The sequence below is a fragment of the Desulfofundulus sp. genome (assembly GCF_049701015.1).
Lineage (GTDB): Bacteria > Bacillota > Desulfotomaculia > Desulfotomaculales > Desulfovirgulaceae > Desulfofundulus.
In genome coordinates this window covers 1-21,138 of sequence record NZ_JBNATZ010000013.1, presented here as the reverse complement: position 1 = coordinate 21,138, position 21,138 = coordinate 1, and the positions used below count along the sequence as shown (strand labels likewise).

Here is a 21,138-nt window from a genome sequence, read left to right as displayed (position 1 = left end):
GGTACTTGGGGGCCTACCCCTGGGAGAGTAGGTCGCTGCCGGAAAATTTTTAGCTCTACCCCCGGGTTGTCCCGGGGGTTTTTGGCTTGCCTGATTGATTTACCTTTTGTATAACAGGTCACGTTTCCTTAGCCTATCAACCTGCCCATCAAATTCCCCCGTCACATATTGGCTTAATTTCCCATAACATGGTTTAGGAAATATTTAGTGACGGAGGGTTTTTGGTGTACTCGTTTCGTTATAAACAGCCTTTCGAGAACAACTGGTATTATGTAACCGATCCTTTGGGTTTCCAGAGCCTGCAAGAGCACGGCAGGCTGATTACTTACCTGATCCCCTTCTGGTACGGCGTGACCTGGGAAGGCGGACTTGTGGATCAATCCGACCCCCGCTCCCTGGGCCTCATTCGCCGCTTAAATTTGCCCGTTCTGGCTATAGTGCATAACTATGCCAGCCCGCAATACCGCACCCTTATTCACACCCTGTTGACCGATGATGCCCTGCGCCGGGCACTGGTCAACAGCATTTTGAACATGCTCCGGCGCACCGGGTTTGCCGGGGTGAATATTGATTTTGAATTTGTGCCCCCCGAGGACCGGCCATATCTAACAAGATTTATGACCGAACTTTACCAGGTCCTGGAGCCGGAAGGGTTTTTAACTACCATTTCCGTACCGGCCCAGCTGGAAGACAATCCCCGCCATCCATTTTCCGGGGCTTTCAGCTACCCGGAACTGGGTGCGGTGAGCGATCAGGTGTACCTTCTGGCCTATGATGAACACTTTGCCGTGCCGGGGCCGATTGCTTCCATCGGTTTTGTGCAGCGGGTTTTAACTTATGCCCTTTCGGTAATTCCGCGTATAAAAATCCGGCTGGGCATTCCAGTTTACGGTTATGATTGGACCGCAGGGGTGAACATACCGGAAACACTATCCTACTGGCAGGCCATAGAGCGGGCCAGGGAACAAGGGGTTGTCCCCCGTTATGACGAAGAAGCCCAGGAATGGACCTACACCTACCAGGTGGACGGCGAGCACCACATCGTGTGGTTTGAAGATGCCCGCAGCTTTGCCGCCAAACTGGCCCTGGTGCGGCGGGAAAACTTACGGGGAATTGGTGTGTGGCGTCTGGGCCTTGAGGACCCCCGTATCTGGTCTCTGGTCGGTACGCTTTAAATTTTGTTATTACCCGGGGTTAACCTATAAAATAATTAAATCACTTTGATAAAGGGAATTGTGTAACCGGTACAGAAATTAAGACCTCAAAACACCAGGAGGTCTTTTTTTATGACTGATTATCGCAAGTTGTGGTCTGATTTGGGAATGGACCTGGAAAAGCATGACCGGTTGACCACTGCTCTGCCTCTAATTTATGAAGAGGTTTACCTTCAGCAACCGGGCCGCCCGCAGGCCATGGAGTACTTCGACCTGGTGGTGGCCGAAATTCATAGCCTGAGGATTGCCGAGCTGGTGGAGCACCGCCGGCAGGGAGGCAAAGTTTGCGGGGCCTTTTGCGTGTTCGTACCCGTGGAGATTATTCGTGCCGCCGGAGCCGTTGCCGTCGGCCTGTGCGGCGGCTCCCAGTTCTGGGTTCCCGACGGGGAAAGAGTTTTGCCCCGTAACCTCTGTCCACTGATAAAAGCGTCAGTGGGTGCCCGACTTAGCGGTACGTGTCCTTATTTCCAGTCCTGCGACCTGCTAATCGGCGAAACCACATGTGACGGTAAAAAGAAGGCGTGGGAAGTCCTGAGTGAATATGCTCCCGTTTACGTGATGGATCTGCCCCAGATGAAACGGCCCGAGCACCTGGCTGCCTGGCGCAGGGAAGTGGAGTTGTTCCTGGCCAAAATCGAACAGTTGACCGGCTGCCGGGTAACTCCCGAGAAGTTGGCGGATGAAATTCAGCTCCAGAACAGGCTGCGTCAGGTTCTGGGCCGCCTTTACCGGGCACGCAAGGCGGATCCGGTACCCATAAGCGGCAAGGATGTTCTGCTGGTTACCCAGGTCAGCTTCTACGATGATCCCCGCCGTTTTATTGATAAAACGGAAGCGTTGGCAGCTGAAGTCGAGGAACGTATCGCCAGTGGGGAGGGAGTGTTCCCCTCCGGAGTTCCGCGTATTCTCGTAACCGGTACGCCCATGGCCATTCCCAACTGGAAGCTGCACCACATTATTGAAACGTCTGGTGCCGCAGTAGTCTGTGAGGAAACCTGTACCGGTACCCGCTTTTTCGAGCATCAAGTGGATGAAACCGGATTGACCCTGGAAGAGCAGTTGCAGGCCCTGGCCGACCGTTACCTAAAAATTAACTGTTCCTGCTTTACTCCCAACCCGGGGCGTATTGAAGATATTTTCCGCCTGGTTGAAGCTTATCGTGTTGACGGTGTCATCTATTATAACCTGCAATTTTGCCACGGATATGCGGTTGAATATTATGCCGTGGAAAAAGCCCTGAAAGAACGGGGTATTCCAGTGATGAAAGTGGAAACGGACTACAGTGAGGAAGACACCGGTCAACTGCGCACCCGGGTGGAAGCCTTCCTGGAAATGTTACGCTAGCTGGCCCGGAAAGGATGAAAGAATTGAATGTGTGTACTGGGAATTGATATTGGTTCCCGGACCATTGCAGTTGCTATTCTGAGTGAGGAAGGAGAACTGCTGGCCGGTAGAGTGGCGGACAGCGGTCCACGCCCGCTGGAGCGTGCCCGGGAGATGGCCGGGGACCTGTCATCATTCCGGCGTGTGGTGGCCACGGGCTACGGGCGCCACGGCGCCCGGGCGGACTTTGCCACCGATCTGATCACAGAGATCAAAGCGCACGCCCTGGGTGCCCGGCATTTTTTCCCTTCGTGCCGCACCGTGCTTGATATCGGCGGCCAGGACAGCAAGGTGATCCTGCTGGACGAACAGGGTCGGGTCATGGACTTCATCATGAACGACCGCTGCGCCGCCGGAACGGGTAAGTTTCTAGAGGTTATGGCCCAGGGGTTGGGTCTGTCTCTCGAAGAAATAGTGACCGTTGCCTGTACAAGTGATGTGGATATAACTTTAAACAGCATGTGTACCGTTTTTGCAGAATCAGAAGTGATATCACTGCTGGCTACGGGCCAGCCCGTGGGGGCCGTGGCCCGGGCCGTGCTGAACTCCATTTGCGATCGGACTCTCAACCTGCTGTTGCGTTTGGGCATCAAGCCGCCCGTGGTTTTCACCGGCGGTGTGGCGGCCATCCCCGGCTTGCCCGCATATTTTGCCCGCCGCATGGATCTCGTGGATCTGCAGGTACCCCCGTCACCACAGCTGGTCGGTGCTCTGGGGGCGGCTCTGTACGGGATAAAGGCAAATTAAAGCCACGGTATAACACCCGTGGCTTATTTGCTTTTATTCATTTTTTCTCGGAACCAGCGGTGAATGTCATCCAGTGCCGGGGGTGCCACATAAAAAACGTGGATATCCGCAGGGAGCTGAATCCCGTGGTCTTCCCTGATAAAAAGCAATCCTGCTTCCCCATCCCTCAGAGATTCATCAATGCGGCGGGAAATGTGGGCAAATCTTTTTTCGCTGGCTTCCCGGTAGAATTTGCTGATGATATCAAAAGTTTTCTGGCTCATAACTACCGGCAGGCAATTACCCCAATCCATGCTTTCTGTAAACAATTCCATGTCCTCGGTGGCTTCCAGACTGGCCCCACGGTCACACTTTTCCTTAATGATACGGTAACTTCTCTCGTGAAATTTCTCAATTATACTTAATCCAGTCTCCCCACTGACAGCCAGGGATTCATGGTAAATTTTTTTGATTGGCCCCATTTTATGCTCCAGGCCGTTTAGTTGCTGTTCCACCTGTTGCCAGTAAGCGTTTACCTTAACGGAAAGATCTTCCGGAATCTCCCTGGGGGTATAAATTAAAGGTACCAGATAAATTTTTCTACCCCCCTGAAAATTAGCAACGGAAGGCTTTTCAATTCTCCCCAGCATTTCAGACATGACCGCAAACCTCCCTTGTCACCGCAACTTGTCTCCTTAAATATAGCATATGGCCGTTCTTTTTACCACCGCCACAGTTGTTCAACTACTTTCGCCAACCGGGTCAATGTATTTAATTAAATTAAATTCTATTTCCAGAAGATTGTTTAACTTTAAAACTTTAAATTATTTAACTTGAATCTGTATAATATAAAGAAAATTGAAGATATCAAGAAATATTCTGTGCATTACTTATATATTTGTTTTATTTTCCTAATTGCTCACTTAAATTCTTAATTGATATAGTAAACCAAAAGGCTTTTTAGGGGTGGTAGAATTTGAGCGCAATCGAGGCGGCGAAGCTCGACCCTTCTTTTCGTGAAGAAATAATGGCGAGGTTCTGTACGGACAAAAATCCGTTAGATTTCACCAACTGCCTTACATGCGGCATGTGCAGCGCCGGCTGTCCCTATAACGGTCTGCACGATAATGCTGATCCACGTGTCTTCATCCGTCAGGTTTTGTTGGGAATGAGAGAAGAAGTTTTTAATTCAAAATTTATCTGGACCTGTTCCATGTGCGCGCGGTGCACCATGCAGTGTCCCATGAACGTGGACATAGCTGGAATTGTGCGCACCGTTCGGGGAATGCTGGTCAGCCGGGGTGTGTACGCGCCGGGCTTTCTGCAAAACGTAGTGAACGCCCAGGTTAATACCGGTAACCAGATGGAAGTTACGCAAGAAGATTACCTGGAAACCCTGGAGTGGATGGCTGAAGAGACGGCCAATGAGCTGGGCGACTCTAATATTAAAATTGAAGTGGACAAAGAGGGGGCCGACTACCTTTACCTCTGGGACCCCCGGGAGATAAAGTATTATCCCCAGGATATTGCCAGCATCCTCAAAATCATGTACGCTGCCGGGGCTAACTGGACGTGCAGTAGCCGCTGGTGGGATGCTACCCACTACGCTTATTTCAGTGGGGACGACGAGGCCTCACGGCTCTTGCTGGAGAGGATCTATGAAGAATACGTACGTTTGAAAGCAAAAGTCGTAGTGGTTACAGAGTGTGGGCACGCTACGCACGCTCAGATGTGGGGACGGAAGGTCTGGCTTAAAAAAGATTACCCGGTGGTTAGTTTCGTTCAACTTCAGGCACAGTGGATAAAAGAAGGGCGAATCAAGCTCGATCCTACCCGTAATCCTGAGCCAGTTACTTTTCATGATCCATGTAATTCCGTCCGCAAGGAGGGAATTGTTGAAGAACCCAGATATTGTTTGCAGAAAGCTTGCCTTGATTTTCGGGAGATGTGGCCTAATAGGGAATACAACTATTGTTGTGGCGGCGGGGGTGGTCTTTTATCCATGGGCAAGGATATTTACCCTTATCGTATGGCTAAGGGTAAGTTAAAGGCTGAGCAGATTGAAAGGACAGGTGCGAAAATAGTTGTTACCCCCTGCCATAACTGCTGGGACCAGCTTAACGATATTATTAAATATTACAAGCTGAACGCAAAACTGGCGCACGTCCATCACCTGGTTAGCAACGCACTGGTTCTTCCAGCAAAGTAGTTAGAGGAAGCCCGTGACTGGTGTCGTTAGAAAAGATAAGGGCCCGCGTGTTAAAAAGGGTCCTTATATTTTTTTATTATTGCCACCCGGCCCCCAAAACGCTCGGTCGGCCATGTTTTACGAAAGTAAGGCTTTTTGTTTACCCTGGCCAGTACCTTGCCTCCAGGCTACGGTACTGCACTGCTTCAGCCAGGTGTGCGGATTCAATGATCTCGCTCCCGTCTAGATCGGCAATGGTACGGGCCACCTTGAGCAACCTGTCGTGGGAACGGGCACTCAGGTTCAACTGGCGGAAAACGGATGAAAATAACGAGCGGGCCTCACGGCTGAGGGAACAATAACGGCGTACCTGGGCCGGGGTCATGCGGGCATTACAGGTCATCTCCGCAGAACTAAAACGCTGCCGCTGTAGGGTCCTGGCCTTTTCCACTCTTTTTTTGATCTCTGCAGAAGATTCGCCCGGCTCCCGGCGGGCCAGGTCTTCATAATCCACCCTCGAAACCTCCAGGTGGATATCAATGCGGTCCAGCAGGGGACCCGAAATGCGGCCCAGATAACGCTGCACCTGATAGGGAGTGCAGGTACATTCACGGGTGGGATCGCCAAGATAACCGCACGGGCACGGATTGGCTGCAGCCACAAGCATCAAACTGGCGGGATAGGTTACCGCACCACTGACCCTGGAGATGGTTACCACTCCATCTTCCAGGGGCTGGCGTAAAGCTTCCAGCACATCCCGGTGGAATTCCGGTAGCTCGTCCAGAAAAAGAATGCCATGATGGGCAAGGCTGATTTCTCCGGGACGGGGATGGCGTCCGCCTCCGACCAGACCTACCGCCGAAGCACTGTGATGGGGCGAGCGAAAAGGCCTCCGGGTAACCAGAGGCTCTCCCGGCTTCAAAAAACCTGCCAGGCTGTAAATTTTAGTGATCTCGAGAGCTTCTTCAAATGTAAGGTCAGGTAATATACCCGGCAGCCTCCGGGCCAGCATGGTTTTACCCGAACCGGGAGTCCCCACCATAAGCAGGTTGTGTCCCCCGGCTGCCGCCACTTCCAGCGCCCGGCGGGCCGCAGCCTGGCCGCGCACATCGGCCATGTCCGCACCGTTTTCGCCATCCTGGTTCATCAACACCGCGGGGTCCACCTTGTAAGGTGAAATTTCCTCTTGATCAAGCAAAAAACGAGTAAGCTCTGCAAGACTCCGTACCGGGTAAACCTGTACATCCTTTACGAGCGCAGCCTCGGCTGCATTATCCACGGGGACCACAACCGCCTGCAGCCCCTGTTCACGGACGGTTAGAACATTGGGCAGCACGCCAGTCACCCCCCGCACCTGTCCGTTCAAGGAAAGCTCACCAAGAAACACATAGCGGTCAACTACAGATTGAGCCAGTTGCCCGGTTGCGGCAAGGATACCCACGGCGATGGGCAGGTCGTAAAGGGGACCCTCCTTACGCAGGTCGGCTGGAGCCAGGTTCACCGTAATGCGCCGGACCGGGAATTCAAAGCCGGAGTTTTTCATGGCAGCACGTACCCGGTCCCGGGATTCCCGGCAGGCCAGATCAGGCAACCCGACCAGGTCAAAACAAGGCAGCCCGTTACTTACATCAACCTCTACCTGTACCACCTGCCCGTTCAGTCCATAAAGAGCCGTACTTTTCACAATGGCGAGCATGAACAAGTCCTCCGTAGCATTGAAGAGAAGAAACACCTGGTGTCATGTTTCGCCAGTTGAGCAAATAGTTCCTCCTGTTATCAGGACAAATTTTTACATAAGCAGCTTTTGATATCATCAGCAAATTCCACCGGGGAGCCAGCAGAAAAGAAATGCCCACATGGCTGGGGCTGCAGACGCTGCAGGTATTTTTGTTTTTAGCGGGAAAAAGAAGGAAACCCGAAATAATTGTCGAATAACGTATTAAGCCTTTTAAAAGTCTTTTAACTTCCCGGCGGGCAAACCCGGCGAAAGCCGGGGACGCAAAACCACAGGTCTAAAGTTCCTCATGGGAACCATGACGGCTGGGTTGCATGGGAACAGTTGCCGCAGGGAGGTACAATTTTCTCCCTGCTATTTTTTGTGCAAATAGGAGGGAAATCAACACATGAAGTTTTCCGTAGGTGCCAGGATCGGTGGTGGCTTTGTCATTCTCTTGCTCTTTCTGGCTTTTATTGCGGGCGAAGGGGTAAACGTGGTCAATAAGACGAACAAAAACCTGGATGACATTGAAGTACGCTTCCAGCGCATCAGTCTGGATTACCGGATACAGATCGCTTATACCAATGCCATGTATGCCATGCGCGGTTTCATGGTCTACGGCAGTGACAGGTATCTTGACGAGTACCGTCAGCAGATGGATCTGACAAGAAAGCTGCTTGAAGAACGCCTCCGGAATGTTTCGGCTCAGAATAAAGAAAACTTTGAACGGGTTCTGGAAAAATTAAATTATTACGATCAAAAGGCCAGCCAGAGTATCGTACCTCTGATCAAGGAAGGAAAAACTCAGGAGGCTATAGCTGAAGGGAAGACTATCGCTCCCATAAATGCTGAAATAAGCAGCCTGTTAAACCGGCTGATTATCGAAAATGAGGGGAAGAGCAAGTCTCTGATCGAACGTGCAGTCGGTGAAGGCAGGAGCGGTAGACAAACGGTCTTGATCCTCAGCTCAATTGCCCTGTTGTTGAGCATCTGTTTGGCCTTTTTTATTACCAGGTCGATAACCGGCCCCGTTAAAACCATCATGCAAGCTGTCCAGCGGATTGCCGGCGGCGACTTTACCCAGCCGGTATGTGTAAAGGTTCAGGACGAACTGGGTAACCTGGCCGTTGCAGTAGAGCGAACGCGCGAACAGTTAAAGGAACTGGTCGGTGAAATAGCTTCTGCGGCTGAAACCTTGACCTCTAGAAGTGAGGAGGTAGCTTCATCTTCCGAGGAAATTAGTGCTACCGTGGAAGAGGTGGCCAGTGCCACTGGCGAGGTGGCGGCCACAGCCGAAAAAGGCCTGGACAATGCTAGCCTGGCGGCTGCGGAGTCGAAGCGTGTTGCTGAGGTAGCGCAAACTGGTGGACAAACTATTAAACAAACGGTAGATAAGATCAATGCCATTGCGGTAACGGCCGGACGTGTAAACCAGGCGATCCAGCAGTTGGGCGACCTTTCGGCACGCATAGAAAACATTACCAATACCATCACGGGTATCGCCGATCAAACCAACCTGCTTGCCTTGAACGCGGCCATTGAAGCCGCACGGGCGGGTGAGCAGGGGCGCGGTTTTGCTGTTGTAGCCGAGGAAGTGAGGAAACTTGCCGAGCAATCCGCCAGTGCTGCCAGAGAAATCGGCCAGTTGATAGCCCAGGTACAGTCCGGGGTGGGAGAGGCTATCAGGGCCATGGAAGAGGGGGCCAGGGAAGTACAGGAAGGCGTAGCAATTGCATCCGGAGCGGGTGAGGCGCTGAAAAACATAGAGGAAGCTATTGGCAAGAGTGTGGCCCTGGTTGAGGAAATCACTGAAGGAGCTAAACAAACCAGCGATGGTACGCAGCAGCTTGCTGCCAGTGCTGAACAGATTTCGGCAACAATTCAGCAGATTACCTCTTCTACTCAGGAATTGGCTGCGCTTGCCCACAAGCTGCAACTCCTGGTCGGTAAGTTTAAGATCTAGCACTACATGTCAGGATCAACTATGGCGGCTGCCGCCCCTGTACGGGGGACGGCTGCCGTCCAGGTAGTTAATGTGATATCGGGCCGGACTGTTTTGTTTCAGGATTGCCAGATAAGTCTCCATAGGATAAGATAATTATTGAAAGTGAGTTGCCTGGTAAAAAGTAGCTCGCGCACTGTTTTATGTAAAATGGGCGTAAGAGTAAGTATCCGCCGGTAGAATAAGAATAAAAAATAAAGAAAAATAAAGCAATATATAAAGTTCGAGGGGAGGTCCCGCGCATGGAATGTCATGTGGAAAAAAATAAAGCTCAATGCACCTGCACTTATGAACCCTGTCCCCGGAAAGGAAAATGCTGTGAGTGTGTTGCCTATCACCGTAAACATAACGAGCTGCCTGGTTGTTTCTTCCCTCCGGAAATTGAAAAGACTTATGACCGTTCTGTTCGCCGTTTTATCCAGTGTCACCGCGGCTGAAAAAGCAGGTTTCCATCCCTATTCCCTTTTGAGCAACCCCATTTCCGCGGGTCGTTTTTTTCTGGCCAGGGGGTCCGAGATGTATTCATGGGTGCCACTGGCTGCTGCTGCCACTATAAAGGCATTTACCAGCGCGAGTCCCACCGTTTCCAGGCTCAAGGTTCCCCGGACGGTCACCACAAACAGCTGGGCTAAAAAAGCTACCGCAATGGCCAGCGGGCGGACCGCCCAGTCTCCCCATCGTTCCTTGATGGGGGTTTTTAGCAGGGCGGTAACTATGGAAACGAAAAGAACGAGCTCGCCGAAGGTGCTTAAGTTTTCCACTGTGAAAAAATCACGGGGTGGTTCGGGCATGGGGGTTCCCTCCTTTTGTCATTTTAATCCCCTGCTGGAATGGTTGGGGCCGGTTCTTGAGGCAGGAAGCCGGATCAACCACCCATGGAGCGGGCCGGAGCTAAATCGCGCCTGGTGTAAGAGCGGGTGATGCCTTGAGCCTTTGGTTCGCTTTGCTGTATACTATGCGGGTCTTTGATGATGTGTACCTGGAGGTATACTCATTGCTACCTTGCAGTGGAGTGCTGGAATAACCGGCTTGACAGAAAAGGGGTGTGATTTTGTGCTGCGCAAGCGCGTTTATATCAGCGGTAAAGTCCAGGGTGTGGCGTTCCGTGTTTACACGCGGGAGACGGCTGTTAAACTTGGGGTAACCGGGTGGGTTCGCAACCTCAAAGACGGCCGCGTGGAGGCAGTCTTTGAAGGCGAAGATGAGGCAGTGGAGCAGATGTTGAGCTGGTGCCGGGAAGGGTCGCCTCATTCCAGGGTGGAAAAAATAGAAGTGATCGATGAACCTTACCGGGGTGAGTTCCCTGGTTTTACCATTGCTGCTACGGTGTAGATTTTCAAAAGTTCCTTGTTTTATGCGGGAGCTTTTTTGTTTTACGCATTTTTTTCTTATCGTCGGAAAGAGGAATCTATCGTATTATCGCGAAATAACAATACATTGTTTAAATAAGTGTTCAATGGTAGTGAAGGGGGAACAACCATGAGTAAGAGAAGGAAGAAAATACTAATAATCGGAGGTGTGGCTGCAGGGCCCAAAGCAGCTGCCCGGGCTAGGCGCTGCGATCCGGGGGCAGAAATAACTATCATTGAAGAAGGAAGTTTTCTTTCCTATGCCGGTTGCGGCATGCCTTTTTACGTTGGAGGTATGGTAGAAAAGCATGAGGAATTAATGGCTACGACGGCAGGAGTGGTCCGGGACGCAGGCTTTTTCCGCAATGTCAAGGATATTAACGTACTGACCGGTACCAGGGCTGAAGCCATCGACCGGAAAAATAAAATCGTTCGCGTAACCAACCTTGCAACTCATGAAACATACGACCTTCCTTACGATAAGCTGGTCCTGGCTACCGGCAGTAAACCGGTTCGGCCACCCCTTCCCGGCATGGATCTGGCCGGTGTATACACGCTGGGGAGTCTTGAAGAAGCCCTGGTTGTCCGCAAGGCCGTTGAACAGGGTTCCCGCCGGGTGGTTATTGTTGGCGGGGGCTTAATCGGGCTGGAACTGGCCGATGTCCTGGGAGCAAAAGCCGCGGTCACCATCGTGGAGATGATGGACCATGTATTATCAACTCTCCTGGACCCGGAGCTGTGCATTCTTGTAGAGAGGTTTTTGCGCGGCAAAGGAGTGCAACTAGTCCTGGGGAGCAGGGTGGAACGCATTGAAGGAAATGGGGATGGTGCCGTGGCCCGGGTCATTACCACCGCCGGCTCATTGGACGCGGACCTGGTGGTTGTGGCAGCAGGAGTGAAACCGCGGGTGGAACTGGCCCGGGAAGCGGGGCTCGAACTGGGTGAAACGGGAGCCATTAAGGTAAATGAGTATTTACAGACTTCCGACCCGGATATTTATGCCGGTGGGGACTGTGTGGAAAACATCCATCTCATTTCCGGCCGGCCGGTGTATACCCCTATGGGCTCTGTGGCCAACCGGCACGGCCGCGTAATTGGTAATAACGCGACCGGAGGCCGGGATATTTTCCCCGGCGTTTTAGGAACAGCCATTCTCAAAGTTTTTGAGATGAACATTGGACGTACGGGGCTTTCCGAAAATGAAGCCCGCCGCCTGGGTTACAATGTGCAGTCCTTCATCTGCCCTGCACCCGACCGCGCCCATTTCTACCCGGGGAGCAAGCCCATTATCGTCAAACTGGTGGCCGATGCTTCCACCCGTAAGCTTCTGGGGGCACAAATCCTGGGGCCGGGGGATGTCGATAAACGTCTGGACGTGGTGGTGGCGGCTCTGAGCATGGGTGCGACAGTGGATCAGCTGGCTTCTTTCGACCTGGCGTACGCGCCGCCCTTTTCCACCGCTCTCGATCCTCTTACCCACGCCGCCAATTGCCTGCGCAACAAGCTTGACGGGCGGGCCAAATCCATTAATCCTCTCGAAGTAAAGAGACGCCTTAAGGCCGGGGAGGATTTTGTGCTTCTGGATGTGCGTACCCCGGCGGAGTTTAATGAAATACGCCTGCCCTATCCCAATGTGGTATTCATACCCCTGGGCAAACTGCGGGAACGGGCCAAAGAACTGCCTCAAGACCGGGAAATCGTTGTTTTTTGCAAGGTAAGCCTGCGGGGTTGGGAGGCCCAGACCATTCTGGAAAGCCTGGGCTTTACAAACGTGAGTTTCTTTGAAGGAGGCATTGCCGCCTGGCCTTTTGAGCTGGATACCGGCCCGCGTCCGTCATAAAATTGTAAACAAATACAGGCGCCCGGTTGTCTTCTCATCCGGGCGCCTTAATCTTTCCGTTGCCAGCCCTGCTTGTGTTCATTTATAATCTACTTGAGGTTGAAATCATGCAGAAAATGGTAAAACATAGGGTCTGGCGTGTCAGAAAAGAGGAGCCGGTTATACAGGAGATCTTGTCCCGGGAATTGGGTATTTCACCGCTGCTTGCCCGTCTACTGGTTAACCGGGGAGTTTTGACAGTTGAAGATGCCCGGCTTTTTCTCAAGGGTAACTTAAATCATATGGGAGATCCATACCTGCTTCCGGACATGCACCGGGCTGTAGCCAGAATTTTGGCGGCCGTCAAAAGCCGGGAAAACATCCTGTTTACGGAGATTATGATGCGGATGGTATAACAGCCACTGCTCTTATGGTTAAGGTTCTGGAGCGGTTGGGTGCCCGGGTGGATTATTACATACCCCACCGTTTGACTCAGGGTTACGGCCTGCATGAAGATGCTTTGCACCGGGCCCGGCAGGCGGGGGTGGATCTCCTCATCACCGTGGACTGCGGTATCAGCGCAAAGAAGGAGGTGGAAGCAGCAAACAGGTCTGGCGGGCCGGAGATCATTATCACCGATCACCACCAGGTGCCGGAGGAAATTCCACCCGCTCTGGCGGTAATTAATCCTCAGCGAAGAGATTCCACCTATCCCTTTAAGGAACTTGCCGGAGTAGGGGTGGCCTTGAGGCTGGCACAGGTGCTTTTGCAGGCTGCCGGTGAGGGGGAAACTGCCTGGTATGATTACCTTGACCTGGCCTGTCTGGGAACGGTTGCCGACATTGTACCCCTCACCGGGGAAAATCGCCTTCTGGTCAAACATGGTTTACCCAAACTGGCGGCTACCCCCAATCCCGGGTTACAGGCCTTAATGCAGCTGAGCGGAGTGAAGGCTGAAAAAATGGGCACCAGGGAGGTGGGGTTCGTCCTGGCCCCGCGGTTGAATGCTGCCGGTCGCATGGGTGACTGCCGGGTGGCGGTAGAACTCCTGCTTTGCCGGGATCCGGTACGGGCCGGGGAGCTGGCGGCACAACTGGACCGGGAGAACCGGGAGCGCCAGCAGGTGGAGTCACGGGTCCTGGCGGAGGCTCTGGGTATGCTGGATGCCCTGGGAGGTGCCCGGGATCTGGTGGTAGTTCTGGCTTCTCACGGCTGGCATCCGGGTGTGCTCGGTATTGTGGCCTCCAGGCTGGTTGAAATTTTATACCGGCCCGTGTTGCTGATCTCCCTGGATGGCGGCCAGGGTAAGGGTTCCGGCCGTAGTATTCCCGGTTTTCACCTGTACCAGGCTTTATCTTCCTGCAGAGAGCATTTGCTCGCCTTCGGGGGGCACGAAGGTGCGGCGGGTTTCACCATAGCCGCCGATCGCGTGGATGCCTTAAGAAAAGCCATTAATGATTATGCTGCCGCCGTTATCTCCCCGGACTTGTTGCTGCCCGGGCTTGAGATAGATGCCCTGGTCTCTCTGGAAGATATTCCCTATGAAGTAGTAACTGAACTTGACAGCCTGAATCCTTACGGCCACGGCAATCCCGAGCCTTTGCTGGCATGTTGCGGAGTGACAGTAATTAATTGCCGGGAAGTGGGACGGGAGGGCCGCCACTTGAAATTGCTGGTGCGGGAGAGGGGAACGGTACGGGACAGCATTGGTTTTGATCTCGTTGGCTACCTGGAGAATCTGGGTGCGGGGGAAACTGTGGATCTGGCGTTTGTGCCTGCCCTCGACCAGTGGAATGGAAATGCGCGGGTACAACTGGAAATAAAGGCTCTGCGGCGAGCGGGAGAATGGGAAGAGGTATCACCACAGCGAGAACCCGGCCTATCCCCCGACCGGGGGCTGGATGAGTTTCTTGTTAATCTCTATAACGGGGCAAAAGAATCTTTCGGGAAGGGTATCTCTTTCTTTTTGCCTGAATTTATCCAGCGTAAACTGGCGGAATATGAGCAAAAAACGTCCGTTTCTCCGGCAGGAGTCCTGAAATTTTATAGCAGCCCGGACCAGTATGCAACTCCTTGCCCGGTGACCTCTTCTTTCCCCCGGATTGCCTGCTCTGCTGGAGAGAGGACCGGCACACTGCAGCAGAGTACACAACTTCCCTTCCATATAGTAGATTTACGGAGGCAATCTGCCCGTCCATCCTGGCTGGCCGGGCTGGCCGATGCCGGGCAACGTCTCCTGGTGGTGGTCGGCGCGGCCCACCGTACGGTAGAGCTGGCCTTTTACCTGCGCCGGGTTTGTTCCGGGTCCGGGAGGCAGGTGGCTTTTTGCCACCCCTGGCTTAACCACGAGCACCAGGAGATGTTGCGCGAACTTTTTGCCCGTGGGAAGCTCAACGTGCTGCTGACCACGCCGGCTCTGGCTCCTTCTCTGGCCGGTGCCGGGACCGACCACCTGGTGGTTTATAACCTGCCCTACCACCGGGAGGAGTGGGACCTGCTGCTGGCGGCAGCGCTGGTGGGGGAAGCCCGGTCCCTCTGGCTGCCTTTTGGTCCGGAAGATTTGAGGGAGGCCCGTTTTTACCTGGAGGCCCTGGCTCCCGACAGAACTCCTCTGGCCAGGTTGTATGCCCTTTTACACAGGGTCACCAGGGGGAAAGGTGTTTGCCCGGCAGGCCGGGAGCCTGAACCGGTAAAACCGGGTGGGGGTAGTTTTTGCCGGCAGATGGCCGGGTTGTTGCGTCGCAGCGGCTGTCCCTGGGTGCAGGATTTCACAGTGGGATTGGGTTTGAGAGTCTTTTTGGAGCTGGGCCTGGTGGAGTTGTCACCTCCGGGAAGTTCATGGCCTGTTTCTTTGCGTCCCCGGTGCGGGCAGAAGCTGTCCCTGGACTCCTCCCCCACTTACCGTCTTTTGCACCAATTAAAGAGAGAGGCCCTTGCCTGGCAGAAACACGCCCTGGAGGTCTCCATTCGTGAAATTGTTTCCGGGTATTTAACAGATCAGGAGGTGGTAAAGAAATGGACCTGAAACAAAAAATCCGTGTCATTCCGGACTACCCCCGGGAAGGAATCAGTTATAAGGATATCACCCCCTTGTTACGGGATGGCAAAGCCTTTCGCTATGCTGTTCAGTCCCTGGCCGCCGAGTGCAAAAACAAGGGGGCGGAACTGGTGGTTTGTCCCAAAGCCCGCGGTTTAATGATCGGTGCCCCACTGGCCTGTATCCTTGGAATCGGGCTGGTGCTTCTGCGTAAACCTGGTCAGTTACCCGGAGAGGTGTTTACCTGGCACTACGACCTGGAGTTTGGCAGCGATGCCCTGGAAGTGCACCGGGACGCTATCCGGCCGGGGCAGAAGGTGCTGGTGGCCGATGAACTTCTGGCTACCGGGGGTACTGCGTTTAATGCCATCCGGCTGGTCGAGGAGCTGGGAGCAGAAGTGGTGGGGGCAGTCTTTTTAATTGAATTGACCGGGCTTGGGGGCCGGGTTAAACTAAGAAATTATGACACAATCTCCTTGGTGCAGTATAATTATTAAAGGAACAGTTTTTGCTTGGCCCCTGAAGGAGTGAAAGTAAATGCTCCAGGAACTGGTACACAGGGTAATTTTGTATAACCCTCAAGCAGATGTAGCCCTTTTGAACCAGGCTTACCGTTTTGCGGAACAGGCCCACCGGGACCAGAAGCGTATTTCCGGAGAACCTTTCATCACCCATCCCGTGGCTGTAGCCCATATTCTGGCGGACCTGGAGATGGACTCGCAAACCCTTGTGGCCGGATTGCTCCATGACGTGGTGGAAGATACCAGCGTTACATTGGAGGAAGTCAAGACCGCTTTTGGTGATGAGGTGGCCTTGCTCGTAGACGGGGTGACAAAGTTGAGCCGCCTTGAGTACCGGTCCAAAGAGGAGCATCAAGCTGAGAATTTGCGTAAAATGTTTTTGGCCATGGCCCAGGACATCAGGGTCATCCTGATTAAGCTTGCAGATCGCCTGCATAACATGCGGACCTTGAAGTACCACAATGAAACGAAACAAAGGGAAATAGCCAGGGAAACCCTGGAAATCTATGCTCCCCTGGCCCACCGTCTGGGTATATACCATTTGAAATGGGAACTGGAAGACCTTTCTTTCCGCTACCTGGAGCCCGAAAAGTATTACGAACTGGCCGAACGGGTATCCCGTACCAGGCGGAAGCGGGAGGAATATATCAGAGGGGCCATTCAGATTTTACGGCGGAAGCTGGCCGAAGTGGGTATTATGGCCGACATCCAGGGTCGTCCCAAACATCTGTACAGCATTTATACCAAAATGCAGAAACAACAAAAAGACCTGGGTGAAATTTACGATGTGCTGGCTGTACGGGTGGTCGTAGAGTCGATACGGGAATGTTATGCCGTTCTGGGTACGGTGCATACCCTCTGGAAGCCCATTCCCGGTCGTTTTAAAGACTATATTGCCATGCCCAAATCAAATATGTACCAGTCCCTGCATACTACTGTTATCGGGCCGCAGGGAGAACCCCTGGAAATTCAGATCCGCACCCGAGAGATGCACCGGACGGCCGAGTACGGTATTGCCGCCCACTGGCGGTACAAGGAAGGGGGTAAAACGGACCGGGAGCTGGATCAAAAGCTGGCCTGGTTACGGCAGGTTCTTGAATGGCAGCGGGAACTCCGGGATGCCAGGGAATTTATGGAAAGCTTAAAGATCGACCTGTTCTCCGATTCGGTCTTTGTCTTTACGCCGAAGGGAGATGTGGTGGAACTTCCGGCGGGATCGGTTCCCATTGATTTTGCCTACCGGGTGCACACGGAGGTAGGACACCGTTGCGTGGGGGCCAGGGTCAACGGGCGTATCGTACCCCTTGACTATCAGTTGAAAAACGGGGACATTGTCGAGATTCTCACATCCAAAAATACCGTGGGACCCAGCCGTGACTGGCTTAATGTGGTCAAGACCTCCCATGCCAAGAACCGCATCCGTCAGTGGTTTAAAAAGGAACAGCGGGAAGAAAACGTCATTAAAGGGCGGGAGGCTCTCGAACGCGAGGCCCGTAAGCAGGGTGTGGACGTGGAGTTACTTAAAGGGGAAAAGGTTCTGCAGTTCGGGCGGCGGTTCAACCTGGCCACCATCGAAGATGTGTATGCTGCCGTAGGTGACGGTACCCTTACCGCCCAGGCGGTCATAAACCGCCTCAGGGAAGAAATCAAAACGCCAAAGGTTCCATCCGGAACAACCCAGCCTGCCAGGGTAAAACACCAGGACTCCGGATCTGCCCAGGGGATCCGGGTTAAAGGCATTGGCAACCTCCTCACCCGGCTGGCCCATTGTTGCAACCCCATACCCGGAGACCCTATTATCGGCTACATTACCCGGGGGAGGGGAGTGTCCATTCACCGGGTGGACTGCCGCAATGTGGCTCTCTTTCAGCAGGGTGAAAAGGACCGGCTTGTGGAAGTTGCCTGGGAGGGTGATTTCCAGTCTCCCTTCCTGGTCAGGCTGGAGGTTTCCGGTATGGACCGTGCCGGGTTGTTGAGCGATGTCATGGCTATCCTGAGCGAACTCAAGATCAATGCCAACTGGGTCAATGCCCGCGGGCTTAAAAACCGGCAGGCGGTTATTGATTTGCTGTTGGAAATGAGGAGCAAGGAGCAGCTCGACTTAATCATCAATCGCATTAACCGGGTCAAGGATATATACGAAGTCAGGCGCACCAGCTAAAAGGCGCTAACTTGATGGCCTCTGATCAAGCTCACGAGGGTAGGTCACGCTATCCAGGGCTGCATTATCATGCACTGGCATGAAATAAAAGCCAGAGTGATGGCTCTGTCCAGAGAGTGGCTGGCGGCTTTCTGCGAGGGGTGCGACTGGGGAGAAGTCTGGGCCGGGAAAAAGAAAACGCTCCGAGGTTAGCTCAATTTTAGCATGGCTTTAATCTCATCCCACAGAGCCAGTATGCCTTCTTCCATGGGAGGGGAACATTCCTGGATAACCGGCCGGCCGCTTTTGACCGCCTCCATCACACTTTCGTCGTAGGGCAGACGTCCTACCAGTGGGACGGCATACCTCTTGCAGAGTGACTCCAGCGCCCGGCTGTTTTCAAGTTCCAGGTCCCACTTATTGATACAAACTACGGCCCGGCACCCGAAATGTTTTGTCAGTTCCAGGATCCGTTCCAGGTCGTGTCTTCCGGAAAGGGTGGGTTCGGTTACCACCAGGACCAGGTCCGCTCCCGACAGGCAAGAAATTGCCGGGCAGCCTATTCCCGGCGGGCCATCGGTAATGATCAGCTCTCTATTTTCTTTCTCTGCGACACGGCGGGCTTCCTTACGTACTGCTGCTACCAGTTTCCCCGAATTATCTTCAGCTATACCCAGCCGGGCGTAGACAAGGGGACCGTAGCGCGTATCGGACAGGAATAAATGCCCGGCCACATGCTCTACCATTTCCACTGCCCCGCAGGGGCAGACATGGTAACAAACGGTGCATCCCTCACAGAGACCCGGGTCTACGACAAATCCGGGACCAATGGCGCCATAACGGCATAAATGTATGCACCGGTTACACTCCAGGCATTTGTCTTTGTTAATAGCGGCTTTTTTTAATCCATAAAAGGGTACAGAGGAGTATACCGCAGGCTCCAGAAGCAAATGCAGGTTTGCTGCGTCAACATCACAGTCCGCCATCACCTTGTCGGAAGCGAGCACGGCCAGGCTCCCGCTAACGGTGGTTTTACCCGTGCCCCCTTTCCCACTGAGTACCACTATTTCGCGCACCGGGCATACCCCCCTTTTTCTAAAAAGGCCAGCAAGGCCAGGAAGCGTTCCTTCCATTCTGGACGCATTTCCACTGCAGGAATACCCCTGGCATATCCTCTGGCTACTTCCCGGTCCTGGGGCAGCTGGAAAAGCAAGGGAATGTTATTATCGTAGCAGAACTGACTTATAAGGCTATCCTTTCCATCTGAACGGTTAACAGCCACTCCACAGGGCACTCCCAGCTTGACAGCCATCTCATACGCCAGTTTCAAGTCATGAAGCCCGAAAGGTGTGGGTTCAGTAACCAGGAGGCAAAAGTCGGCTCCTTTCACTGCGCGGAGTACCGGGCAGGACGTTCCCGGTGGTGCATCAATTATGTTCAACACGCCTGGTTGAATCCGCTCCTTCACTGCCTCTATGAGAGGAGGGCTGATGGCTTCACCCACATTTAGCCGGCCGTGAACAAAATAAATTTCCCCTCTTGTGCCTTCTTCGACCTGCCCTATTTCCCGCCATCCGGGAGAAATGGCTCCTGACGGGCATAGTTGCCAGCACCCTCCACAGCTGTGGCACATGGTGGGGAAAAGCATAACCTCCTGGGGGAGCACTGCCAGGGCATGGAAGGCGCACACCTCCGCACACCTGCCGCATAAGGTGCATTTTTCCCGGCTGATTACCGGGACTGGGACCCGCACTGTTTCTTTTTTGTACCAGCACGGCTTAAGCATGATGTGCCCGTTGGGTTCTTCCACGTCACAGTCCAGGAACCTCACTTCTCCTTTTTCTGCCGCCACCAGGGCCAGGCTGCTTGCCACAGTGGTTTTACCTGTGCCCCCCTTGCCGCTGGCTACTGCGATGATCATAAAATTCTAGCCCCTTCCCAGACCGTGACTGGAGGAGTTGGGCTGGCTCAGGCGAGGCAGCTTTCCCTGGCGGTAAGCCTCAATGCTCTGTCTTACCGTCCCGTGTATCCCGCCATATGTCTGGATTCCCGCCCTGTTGAGCACTTCAATGGCATTGGGTCCAATCCTGTCCACCAGCACCGCATTGATACCCCGGTTGACCAGTAACTGTGCTGTGTGCACGCCGGCACCCCCACTGGAATGTATCCCTGTGTTTTGTATTGCTTCCCAGTCTCCGCTGTCCAGGTTCACCACGACGAAATACGGGCAGCGTCCAAAGCGAGGGTCTACCCGGGCGTCAAGATGGTTATCCTGAGCGCAAACAGCCACCTTCATTGGATATTCCTCCCTATAACGAGCTATAGTCCACAAATAATTTTAATCCAATTATTGACCAATGTCAACAATAAAAATGGAGAGTGGTATTCTGGTAATTGTTCGGCAAGGCAGGCGCTGACAGGATCAGATTAGACATTTGCCACTATAGTTTCACAGCATTTTAAAGAAAATTTCCACCAGGTGAGGGTCGAACCGGGTTCCTGCCCCTTACCTGAGTTCTGTCATCGCTTCCTCTGCGGACGTGACTTTTTGGCCGGGCCGGTCGGCAGTCATAGCTTCGTAAGCGTTTGCTATGGTAAGCATGCGGCTCGAGAGATGATTTCTTCTCCTTTTAGACCCTGCGGATATCTGACCGTTTTTCTAAATATATTAAGCAGCCCTCCTTGACACAAACAAATGTTTGGTTTAAGATGTTACCAAACACTTGTTTTTGTTCAAGGGGGTTTTTGTTTTGGAGAGGGTGGTCCTCCTTGCCGACATGAACTCCTTTTTTGCCAGCGTTCACCAGGCGCTGGACCCAGCTCTGAGAGATAAGCCGGTCATCGTGGGCGGCGACCCGGCCAAACGCCACGGGGTGGTGCTGGCGGCCAGTTACGAGGCCAAGGCCAGGGGCGTGAAGACGGGTATAACCGTGTACGAAGCGCGGAAGTTATGCCCGGAAGGCATCTTTTTGAAGCCTCAGTACCACCTTTACGTACAGTTTTCCACCCACATCCTGCGCATCATGCGGGACTTCACGCCTT

18 protein-coding genes, 1 pseudogene and 1 riboswitch are annotated in these 21,138 nt (G+C 53.3%); of the genes and pseudogenes, 13 read left to right on the top strand and 6 right to left on the bottom strand.

What is annotated here, in order from left to right:
* Nucleotides 1–224: 224 nt before the first annotated feature.
* From ACPLUI_RS01910 to ACPLUI_RS01900, 3 genes are all read left to right on the top strand, one after another.
* A complete protein-coding gene (locus ACPLUI_RS01910) occupies nt 225–1,175 on the top strand; it encodes a glycosyl hydrolase family 18 protein (protein ID WP_424658580.1) in 951 nt (316 codons plus the stop codon).
* Nucleotides 1,176–1,286: 111 nt separating this feature from the next.
* Complete coding sequence (locus tag ACPLUI_RS01905; protein WP_424658579.1) at nt 1,287–2,558, top strand: double-cubane-cluster-containing anaerobic reductase; 1,272 nt, start codon at nt 1,287–1,289, stop codon at nt 2,556–2,558.
* Nucleotides 2,559–2,585: 27 nt separating this feature from the next.
* Nucleotides 2,586–3,344: an acyl-CoA dehydratase activase gene (locus ACPLUI_RS01900; protein WP_424658578.1), complete on the top strand. Its 759-nt coding sequence runs from the start codon at nt 2,586–2,588 to the stop codon at nt 3,342–3,344.
* Between the two features lie 23 nt (nt 3,345–3,367).
* On the opposite strand, the gene ACPLUI_RS01895 is transcribed toward ACPLUI_RS01900, so the two are convergent.
* Nucleotides 3,368–3,982, bottom strand: coding sequence for a hypothetical protein (locus ACPLUI_RS01895; RefSeq protein WP_424658577.1), 615 nt, complete (start codon nt 3,980–3,982; stop codon nt 3,368–3,370).
* A 317-nt stretch (nt 3,983–4,299) separates the two neighbouring features.
* On the opposite strand from ACPLUI_RS01895, the gene ACPLUI_RS01890 reads away from it, so the two are divergent.
* A complete protein-coding gene (locus ACPLUI_RS01890; protein ID WP_424658576.1) occupies nt 4,300–5,532 on the top strand; it encodes a (Fe-S)-binding protein in 1,233 nt (410 codons plus the stop codon).
* Between the two features lie 139 nt (nt 5,533–5,671).
* Here the strand turns inward: ACPLUI_RS01890 and ACPLUI_RS01885 are convergent, their stop codons facing one another.
* Complete coding sequence (locus ACPLUI_RS01885; protein ID WP_424658575.1) at nt 5,672–7,207, bottom strand: YifB family Mg chelatase-like AAA ATPase; 1,536 nt, start codon at nt 7,205–7,207, stop codon at nt 5,672–5,674.
* Between the two features lie 267 nt (nt 7,208–7,474).
* A riboswitch (cyclic di-GMP riboswitch) is annotated at nt 7,475–7,564 on the top strand.
* A gap of 70 nt (nt 7,565–7,634) precedes the next feature.
* Here ACPLUI_RS01885 and ACPLUI_RS01880 point away from each other — a divergent pair.
* Both ACPLUI_RS01880 and ACPLUI_RS01875 read left to right on the top strand, forming a co-directional pair.
* Complete coding sequence (locus ACPLUI_RS01880; protein ID WP_424658574.1) at nt 7,635–9,191, top strand: methyl-accepting chemotaxis protein; 1,557 nt, start codon at nt 7,635–7,637, stop codon at nt 9,189–9,191.
* 281 nt (nt 9,192–9,472) lie between these two features.
* A complete protein-coding gene (locus tag ACPLUI_RS01875) occupies nt 9,473–9,667 on the top strand; it encodes a DUF6485 family protein (protein ID WP_424658573.1) in 195 nt (64 codons plus the stop codon).
* 18 nt (nt 9,668–9,685) lie between these two features.
* On the opposite strand, the gene ACPLUI_RS01870 is transcribed toward ACPLUI_RS01875, so the two are convergent.
* Nucleotides 9,686–10,021 carry a hypothetical protein gene (locus tag ACPLUI_RS01870; RefSeq protein WP_424658572.1) on the bottom strand — a complete coding sequence of 112 codons (336 nt, stop codon included), beginning with the start codon at nt 10,019–10,021 and terminating at the stop codon, nt 9,686–9,688.
* Between the two features lie 262 nt (nt 10,022–10,283).
* Between ACPLUI_RS01870 and ACPLUI_RS01865 the strand changes: the two genes are divergently transcribed.
* From ACPLUI_RS01865 to ACPLUI_RS01840, 6 genes are all read left to right on the top strand, one after another.
* A complete protein-coding gene (locus tag ACPLUI_RS01865; RefSeq protein ID WP_424658571.1) occupies nt 10,284–10,562 on the top strand; it encodes an acylphosphatase in 279 nt (92 codons plus the stop codon).
* Between the two features lie 147 nt (nt 10,563–10,709).
* Nucleotides 10,710–12,419 (top strand): FAD-dependent oxidoreductase, encoded by a 1,710-nt coding sequence (locus tag ACPLUI_RS01860; protein ID WP_424658570.1) that lies wholly within the window; start codon nt 10,710–10,712, stop codon nt 12,417–12,419.
* Between the two features lie 185 nt (nt 12,420–12,604).
* Entirely contained in the window at nt 12,605–12,814 is a 210-nt protein-coding gene (locus ACPLUI_RS01855; protein ID WP_424658569.1) for a hypothetical protein, read from the top strand.
* Between the two features lie 14 nt (nt 12,815–12,828).
* Entirely contained in the window at nt 12,829–15,423 is a 2,595-nt protein-coding gene (recJ, locus tag ACPLUI_RS01850; protein WP_424658568.1) for a single-stranded-DNA-specific exonuclease RecJ, read from the top strand.
* The gene (locus tag ACPLUI_RS01845; RefSeq protein ID WP_424658567.1) at nt 15,414–15,932 is read left to right on the top strand and encodes an adenine phosphoribosyltransferase; all 519 of its coding nucleotides are present in this window, start codon (nt 15,414–15,416) and stop codon (nt 15,930–15,932) included. Before recJ ends, ACPLUI_RS01845 begins: the two co-directional genes overlap by 10 nt.
* Nucleotides 15,933–15,972: 40 nt before the next feature.
* Complete coding sequence (locus tag ACPLUI_RS01840) at nt 15,973–18,117, top strand: RelA/SpoT family protein (protein WP_424658566.1); 2,145 nt, start codon at nt 15,973–15,975, stop codon at nt 18,115–18,117.
* Nucleotides 18,118–18,305: 188 nt separating this feature from the next.
* On the opposite strand, the gene ACPLUI_RS01835 is transcribed toward ACPLUI_RS01840, so the two are convergent.
* Genes ACPLUI_RS01835 through ACPLUI_RS01825 form a run of 3 tightly spaced genes read right to left on the bottom strand, consistent with a single transcriptional unit; the run spans nt 18,306 to nt 20,392 of the window.
* Nucleotides 18,306–19,172 (bottom strand): ATP-binding protein, encoded by an 867-nt coding sequence (locus ACPLUI_RS01835; RefSeq protein ID WP_424658565.1) that lies wholly within the window; start codon nt 19,170–19,172, stop codon nt 18,306–18,308.
* Nucleotides 19,160–20,017 carry a P-loop NTPase gene (locus tag ACPLUI_RS01830; RefSeq protein WP_424658564.1) on the bottom strand — a complete coding sequence of 286 codons (858 nt, stop codon included), beginning with the start codon at nt 20,015–20,017 and terminating at the stop codon, nt 19,160–19,162. Before ACPLUI_RS01830 ends, ACPLUI_RS01835 begins: the two co-directional genes overlap by 13 nt.
* Before the next feature lie 6 nt (nt 20,018–20,023).
* Nucleotides 20,024–20,392, bottom strand: a complete 369-nt coding sequence (locus ACPLUI_RS01825) for a NifB/NifX family molybdenum-iron cluster-binding protein (RefSeq protein ID WP_424658563.1) — start codon at nt 20,390–20,392, stop codon at nt 20,024–20,026.
* A 463-nt stretch (nt 20,393–20,855) separates the two neighbouring features.
* On the opposite strand from ACPLUI_RS01825, the pseudogene ACPLUI_RS01820 reads away from it, so the two are divergent.
* Nucleotides 20,856–21,138 (top strand): annotated as a pseudogene (locus ACPLUI_RS01820) (DNA polymerase IV); the annotation flags it as partial.